Origin of the sequence: Enterobacter mori LMG 25706 (assembly GCF_000211415.1) — a bacterium.
Taxonomy (GTDB): Bacteria; Pseudomonadota; Gammaproteobacteria; order Enterobacterales; family Enterobacteriaceae; genus Enterobacter; species Enterobacter mori.
Genome location: NZ_GL890777.1, coordinates 344,071 through 351,156, shown reverse-complemented (window position 1 = coordinate 351,156; position 7,086 = coordinate 344,071). Strand labels below are relative to the sequence as shown.

Below are 7,086 nucleotides of genomic sequence, written 5' to 3'. Positions count from 1 at the left end.
TGCCGGGTGGCGGCTACGCCTTACCCGGCCCCCCTCAACCCAGCCCTCTCCCTTAAGGGAGAGGGAGTCATCCATGCAGCCATTATTTTGTGGGAAACCCTCAGCCCATCGGGAGAGGGGTTAAGCTCATCAGAAGCTGTAGCTCGCCCCTAGCTGGAACGTCCGGTCACGCCCAATCCAGCAGTTGGTTGCGTCGTAACAGGTCAGCGTCTCTTTATTGGTGATGTTCTGCGCGCTGGCTTTAACCGTCAGCCCTTCCAGCGACGGCAGGACTTCGCCCATGCGGTAAGAGGCCGCCAGATCGTACTGCGTGGTGCCGCCGAGTTTGCCCGCATCGTTATTCGGTGAAATTTCCATCGGCCCGGTATAGCGCGCGCCAGCCCCCAGCATCACCCCTTTCAGCGGCGTACTGTCGAAGGTGTAGTCGCCCCACAGGTTAAAGGCATTCTCCGGCACCTGTGTTGGACGCTTGCCCTGGTATTTATCATCTTCCGTATTGATCGCGTGGGTGTAAGCGTAGTTCGCAATCAGCGTCAGGTTATCCGTCGGACGGCTGACCGCCGACAGCTCAGCCCCTTTGGATTCCACTTCCCCGGTCTGACGGTAGTTGAGGAAGCCGGGATCGGAGGTGACGACATTTTTCTGGCGAATGTTAAACACCGATGCGGTAAAGGTGGTGGCGTAGTCCGCCAGCAGGTATTTCACCCCGCCCTCAACCTGCTTGCTGGTGGTTGGCTTGACGTCTTTTGCCGTGAGCGTCCCCTGCGGCGAAACCGGTGCAAAACCTTCCGAGTAGCTGATGAAAGGCGAAATCCCGTTGTCGAAGGCGTAAAGCGCCCCCAGACGTTTGGTAACCCGATCCTGAGAAACATACGCTTTGTCGCCGTTTTGCAGGTAATTCGTGGTCACGGAGCGGTAATCGTCATAGCGCAGGCTGCCCAGCAGATTTAGTCCGCCGAACTCCACCTGATCCTGCAGGTAATAGCCGTTCTGCTGATAGCTCAGACGGTTTTTCTGGGCGGTATACAACCCCAGCGCGCCTTCATCGATCTGCGCGTAGTCAGGATTACGCATATCAATACCCGGTGTTGAGGAGGCGTATCGGTAGTGGAAGTGCGAGTTCAGCTTCTGATAGTCAAACCCGGCCAGCAGATGATGTTTCCATTCCCCCAGCGCAACCGTTTTGGTGACCTGGTTGTCGATGTTGAAGCTCTGAAGGTCTTCATCCGTGGTGTAAGCAAAGCGATTGAGTTGATAGACCTCGCTCCCTGGCCCGGTTGAATAGACGCTGCGCTGGTGGGTATCTACGTCGAAGTAGCGCGCTTTCTGATGAAAGCCCCAGCCGCTATCAAACTCATGTTCAAAGCTGTAGCCCAGCATCCACTGGCGCTGTTTGAATCCGCTCCACTCGTCCCCGGCATAGTCCCGGCGATCGGCGTAGCTCGAGCGCAGATAGGCGAGCGGCAGCGGGTCGGACGGCGACAGGCTCGGCGTATTTTGCGCCAGTGCATCAATGGTGAGACGCGTTTTGCTGTCCGGCTGCCAGGTCACTGACGGTGCCACGAGGTAGTTTTCGTAGCGCGTGGTGTGCGGCTGGTCGTCATTTTCCGTCGCTTTCCCCAGCAGACGGTAGTTCCAGTCGCTGTCAGCGATTTGCCCGGTTGAATCGAGGTAGCCCTCTTTCAGGTTACGGGTGCCGGTGTTAAAACCCACCTCGGTACGGGAGGCTTTTTGCGGCTTCTTACTTTGAATATTCACCAGCCCACCCGGCGAGCCGCCACCGTACAGCACTGAAGAGGGACCTTTCAGAATATCAACGCTCTCAATCAGCAGCGGATCGATGCGCGCTTTGGTGTTACCGGTGACGTTATACGGCAGTTGCAGACCGTTATAGAATTCCTGGTCAACGGTAAACCCACGGATTTTGTATTCGCTCATGTACGAGGTACTGCCCCTCACCTCGGTCGAGACGCCCGGGGCATAGCGCAGGATTTCATTCACGGAGTTCGCATGACGCTTTTCTATCTCCTGCTCAGAAAGGGTATTGATCACCTGCGGCGTTTTACTTTCTGCCACCGCCGATTTGGTCGCACTGTTCGTCCATGAAGGAAGCGCGCTGCCCTGCTCTGCGCCCGTAACTACGATAGTCGATTCTTCGGCGAAAGCCTGTGCCTGCAATGCCAGCGCCACGGCTCCTGCCAACGCACATAACGCAAAACGTGAGGTATTCATAATTGTCGTCTTTGTTATAGATAATACTGGGAACGACAATTATTATCATTTCGATTAGCAAATCAATAAGCGGATAAAAAAAACGGCCCTCAGGTGAGAGCCGCTTGTGAACATGTTATGCCCGTCTGAGTAACCGGAATATGCCCAGTACAACGATCGCGCCGACCACCGCGACCAGGAAACTGTGAAGATCGAAACCGCTGATGCTGCCGCCAAAGCCAAACATCGTTGCCAGCCAGCCGCCGACAACCGCCCCGACCACACCGAGTACACAGGTCAGAATAAAGCCGCCACCATCATTTCCCGGCATGATCAATTTGGCGATAGCGCCGGCAATAAGACCAAAGATAATCCAGGCGATGATACCCATAGCGATGCCCTCTTGCAGGTTTAACGCATGCACGGAAAACCTTCCGCGCTGGTGACTTAAGTATAGGTCATCGCCCGAAAATCATTTTCATCTCACCGACTTAAATTACGGCGGCCAGTAAAAAAAATCACCGGTTTGTATTAAGTTTCATTTCAGATTGCCGATAACGCAGAGACAGTCTGTCAAATATCAAGGAGCAATCTGGCGTGAGTAATTACAGTGAGCAGTTCCTGAAACAAAATCCGCTGGCTGTATTAGGGGTATTACGCGACCTGCAAAAAGGTGAAGTGCCGCTACGCATGCGTTGGTCAAACAATCAGTTTATCAGCAAGATCCTCGACGTGTCGTCCGACCGTCTGATCGTCGACCTGGGCAGCCAGGAGCATGAGAACCGCGCCGCACAGCGGGCGGAAAAAATCGCGGTGATGGCTGAAACCCACGGCGCAAAGGTGGAATTTATTCTGCCGCGACTGGAGCTGAGCGAATATCTGGGGCTGCCTGCTTTTACCTCGCCGCTGCCTGATAACCTCTGGTTTGTCCAGCGTCGGGAATATTTCCGCATCAGCGCCCCGCTCCATCCCGCTTATTTTTGTCGGGCAAAAATGCCGGATAAAAAAGAGATCCGCTTCCGCCTGTTTGACCTGTCGTTAGGCGGCATGGGCGCGCTGATGGATACTCCAAAACCTGACGGGCTGGTTGAAGGCATGCGATTCACGCAGATTGAGCTGGATATGGGCGGCTGGGGACGGTTTTGTTTCGATGCGCAGCTGATTGCCATCAGCGAGCGTAAGGTGGTGGACAGCAAGAACGAGACCATTTCCACGCCCCGTCTGAGCTTTCGCTTTCTCAACGTGGGGCCGGGTGCAGAGCGCGAGCTTCAGCGCATCATCTTCTCTCTGGAGCGAGAGGCGCGGGAACGGGCGAATAAAGTCTTGTGAGGGGCGTCGGGCAGCGAGGCCGCCCGACAACGGCGTTACATGGCGTCCATTGCTTTCTGTACTTTCCAGATATACCGAGGTGCCTGCGGTGACGGGTGGTTCTTCACTACATGTTCAAAGAACTCGTCTTTGTCCATGTCGTTTATCTCTTCAATCGCCTCTTTACGGTCGGACGAGAAGGTTCTGAGCAGCGCACCGGCACCGTTCACGTAAGAGACCACCAGCGCGTACTGCATCACTTCAGGATCTTCAATACCCTTCAGCACGCCGTGTTCCAGAATGCTCAGGTAAGCTGTTCCCATCGAGATGTTGCGTTCCGGGTTTTTCAGCTCGCTGGTCGACGGCTGACCGCGCCAGCCCATATAGCGGTAGACCTCTTTGCCTGCCGTTGATGCTTTAAGCTGCATCAGCCCCACCGCGTTGGATTTACTGACGAGCGTGGGGTTGCCGCCGGATTCCACGGCAATGATCGCCGTAACCAGTCGCGGGCTCACGCCCCAGGCCTTCCCGGCTTGTTCGCTGATCGGCATCCACTGCATGGCCCGTTTCACCGGCACTTCCGGGTTCCAGGGCGGATTTTGATAATCATGTTTTGAACTACAGCCAGCAAGCAACACAATCAAAAAAGCAAACCATCTCAATTTCACGTCATCTATCCTTATAGCCGGTCATCGCAGTGCGCCGCCTCTTGAAGCAGGCGGCGTATAAGCGGCATGATATAGACAATTAGTTTCTCATTCAGCAAGGAATTGCCATGTCTCAGTTTCATCTCATCGCGCCGTCGGGTTACTGCATCAACCAGGACGCGGCACAGCGGGGCGTTCAGCGCTTACTGGAATCCGGCCATCGGGTAGAAAATCAGACTATTATCCCCCGCCGCCTGCAGCGTTTTGCCGGAACAGAGGCGCAGAGACTGAATGATATCAATAACCTGGTGAACCTGAAGGGCGCTGACCAGATTGTGCTTGCGGTGCGCGGCGGGTATGGCGCGAGCCGATTGCTGGAGAGTATCGACTGGCAAGGCCTGGCAAAACGCCAGCAGCAGGATCCTCTGCTGATTTGTGGACACAGCGATTTCACGGCGATCCAGCTCGGCCTGCTGGCGCTGCACAACGTCATTACCTTCAGCGGCCCGATGCTGGCCGGTAACTTCGGCGCGCCGGAGCTGGATGCGTTCACCCAGGAACATTTCTGGCGCGCGCTGCAAAATTCGACCTACAGCGTTGAGTGGCAGGGAAATGGGCCGCACTGGGAATGTGAAGGCCAGCTCTGGGGTGGAAACCTGGCGATGCTGGTGTCGCTGATTGGCACGCCGTGGCTGCCCCAGATTGAGGATGGCATCCTGGTGCTGGAAGATATCAACGAGCATCCGTTCCGCGTCGAGCGCATGCTGCTCCAGCTTTACCATGCGGGCATTCTCGGGCGACAGTCCGCCATCGTGCTCGGCAGCTTTAGCGGATCGGCACCGAATGACTATGATGCAGGCTACTCCCTTGAGACGATGGTTGATTTCATCCGTTCGCGGCTGGACATTCCGGTGATTACGGGGCTTGATTTTGGCCATGAGCAGCAGACCGTTACCCTGCCGCTGGGCGCTCGGGCGACGCTGACGCATAATAATTCAGGCAGTCGGCTCACTCTCAGCGGCCATCCGGTCTTAAAGGCATAAAAAAGCGCTTAAACCGCCTCAATAAAACGCTGTTCCTGTCGTTAATATGTTAGGGTTTTAATAACAGCGTTAACATTGAGGTGGGAGTACGACAACATTGGATGCCGCAGCAATAATCAGCCTTTTCATTCTGGGTTCTGTGCTTGTAACCAGCAGTATTTTATTGAGTTCATTTTCATCACGTCTCGGCATACCTATTCTTGTTATTTTCCTTGCCATCGGCATGTTGGCTGGCATTGATGGCATCGGCGGTATCCCATTCGATAATTACCCTTTCGCTTACATGGTGAGTAACCTCGCGCTGGCGGTGATCCTGCTGGACGGCGGGATGCGCACCCAGGCGAGCTCTTTCCGCGTCGCCTTAGGGCCTGCGCTGTCGCTCGCGACAGTCGGCGTGTTGATTACCTCCGGCCTCACCGGGATGATGGCCGCGTGGCTTTTCCATCTCAATCTCATGGAAGGTTTGCTGATCGGCGCGATTGTCGGTTCAACCGACGCCGCTGCGGTATTTTCCCTGCTTGGCGGTAAAGGGCTAAACGAGCGCGTCGGCTCAACGCTTGAGATTGAGTCCGGCAGTAACGATCCGATGGCGGTGTTTCTCACCATCACGCTGATTGAGATGATTCAGCAACACGAAACCGGATTAAGCTGGATGTTCGCCTGGCATATACTGCAGCAGTTTGGGCTGGGGATTGTTATCGGCCTGGCGGGGGGATACCTGTTACAGCAGATGATCAACCGCATCTCGCTGCCCGCGGGGCTTTACCCCCTGCTGGCGCTGAGCGGCGGAATTCTGATTTTTGCCGTCACCACCGCGCTTGACGGCAGCGGCATTCTCGCCGTCTACCTCTGCGGTTTCCTGATGGGCAACCGGCCAATCCGTAACCGCCATGCCATTTTGCAGAACTTCGACGGCCTGGCGTGGCTGGCGCAGATCGGCATGTTCCTGGTACTGGGCCTTCTGGTCACGCCATCCGACCTGCTGCCGATCGCCGTTCCGGCGCTGCTGCTTTCTGCGTGGATGATCTTCTTCGCCCGTCCGCTCTCGGTGTTCGCGGGTCTGCTGCCGTTTCGCGGCTTCAACCTGCGCGAACGGGTGTTCATCAGTTGGGTGGGCCTGCGCGGCGCGGTGCCGATTATCCTTGCGGTGTTCCCGATGATGGCCGGTCTGGACAACGCGCGGCTGTTCTTTAACGTGGCGTTCTTCGTGGTGCTGATCTCGCTGCTGTTCCAGGGGACGTCGCTCGGGTGGGCGGCGAAAAAGGCCAAAGTGGTGGTGCCGCCCGTTGGCTGGCCAGTCTCCCGCGTGGGGCTGGATATTCACCCGGAAAACCCGTGGGAGCAGTTTGTTTACCAGCTCAGCGCCGACAAATGGTGCGTGGGGGCCTCACTGCGCGATCTGCATATGCCCGCCGAAACGCGCATTGCCGCCTTGTTCCGCGATAATGCCCTTCTGCACCCTACCGGCAGCACCCGCCTGCGCGAAGGCGATATTCTGTGCGTCATTGGCCGCGAGCGCGACCTGCCCGCGCTGGGCAAACTGTTCAGCCAGTCGCCTCCTGTCGCGCTGGACCAGCGGTTCTTCGGCGATTTTATTCTCGAAGCCAGCGCTAAGTTTGCGGATGTGGCGCTGATTTACGGGCTGGATGAGGGGCTTGAGTACCGCGACAAGCAGCAAACGCTGGGCGATATCATTCAGCAACTACTGGGCGCCGCGCCCGTCGTGGGTGACCAGGTGGAATTTGCCGGGATGATCTGGACGGTCGCCGAGAAAGAGGATAACGCGGTGCGCAAAGTCGGCGTGAGACCGAGGGAAGAGGACGTGGAGTAGTGTTTTTTTGCCGGGTGGCGCTTACGCTTACCCGGCCTACGTTCGA

General features: G+C 56.5%; 6 protein-coding genes. 3 read left to right on the top strand and 3 right to left on the bottom strand.

What is annotated here, in order from left to right; genetic code table 11:
- Window positions 1-129: 129 nt before the first annotated feature.
- Window positions 130-2,232 carry a TonB-dependent siderophore receptor gene (locus tag ENTMO_RS0115435; RefSeq protein WP_010432769.1) on the bottom strand — a complete coding sequence of 701 codons (2,103 nt, stop codon included), beginning with the start codon at window positions 2,230-2,232 and terminating at the stop codon, window positions 130-132.
- A 115-nt stretch (window positions 2,233-2,347) separates the two neighbouring features.
- Window positions 2,348-2,602 (bottom strand): GlsB/YeaQ/YmgE family stress response membrane protein, encoded by a 255-nt coding sequence (locus ENTMO_RS0115430; protein WP_010432765.1) that lies wholly within the window; start codon window positions 2,600-2,602, stop codon window positions 2,348-2,350.
- Between the two features lie 206 nt (window positions 2,603-2,808).
- On the opposite strand from ENTMO_RS0115430, the gene ycgR reads away from it, so the two are divergent.
- Complete coding sequence (gene ycgR, locus ENTMO_RS0115425) at window positions 2,809-3,540, top strand: flagellar brake protein YcgR (RefSeq protein WP_010432762.1); 732 nt, start codon at window positions 2,809-2,811, stop codon at window positions 3,538-3,540.
- Between the two features lie 35 nt (window positions 3,541-3,575).
- Here ycgR and emtA read toward each other — a convergent pair whose 3' ends face one another.
- Window positions 3,576-4,187 carry a membrane-bound lytic murein transglycosylase EmtA gene (gene emtA, locus ENTMO_RS0115420; protein WP_010432759.1) on the bottom strand — a complete coding sequence of 204 codons (612 nt, stop codon included), beginning with the start codon at window positions 4,185-4,187 and terminating at the stop codon, window positions 3,576-3,578.
- Window positions 4,188-4,294: 107 nt separating this feature from the next.
- On the opposite strand from emtA, the gene ldcA reads away from it, so the two are divergent.
- Both ldcA and ENTMO_RS0115410 read left to right on the top strand, forming a co-directional pair.
- Window positions 4,295-5,209, top strand: coding sequence for a muramoyltetrapeptide carboxypeptidase (gene ldcA, locus ENTMO_RS0115415; protein ID WP_010432756.1), 915 nt, complete (start codon window positions 4,295-4,297; stop codon window positions 5,207-5,209).
- 97 nt (window positions 5,210-5,306) lie between these two features.
- Entirely contained in the window at window positions 5,307-7,040 is a 1,734-nt protein-coding gene (locus tag ENTMO_RS0115410) for a potassium/proton antiporter (RefSeq protein ID WP_010432754.1), read from the top strand.
- Window positions 7,041-7,086: the final 46 nt, after the last annotated feature.

Coding starts and splice junctions, on each gene's coding strand:
- ENTMO_RS0115435 (WP_010432769.1), bottom strand. CDS start 2,232: ATGAATACCTCACGTTTTGCGTTATGTGCGTTGGCAGGAGCCGTGGCG.
- ldcA (WP_010432756.1), top strand. CDS start 4,295: ATGTCTCAGTTTCATCTCATCGCGCCGTCGGGTTACTGCATCAACCAG.
- ENTMO_RS0115430 (WP_010432765.1), bottom strand. CDS start 2,602: ATGGGTATCATCGCCTGGATTATCTTTGGTCTTATTGCCGGCGCTATC.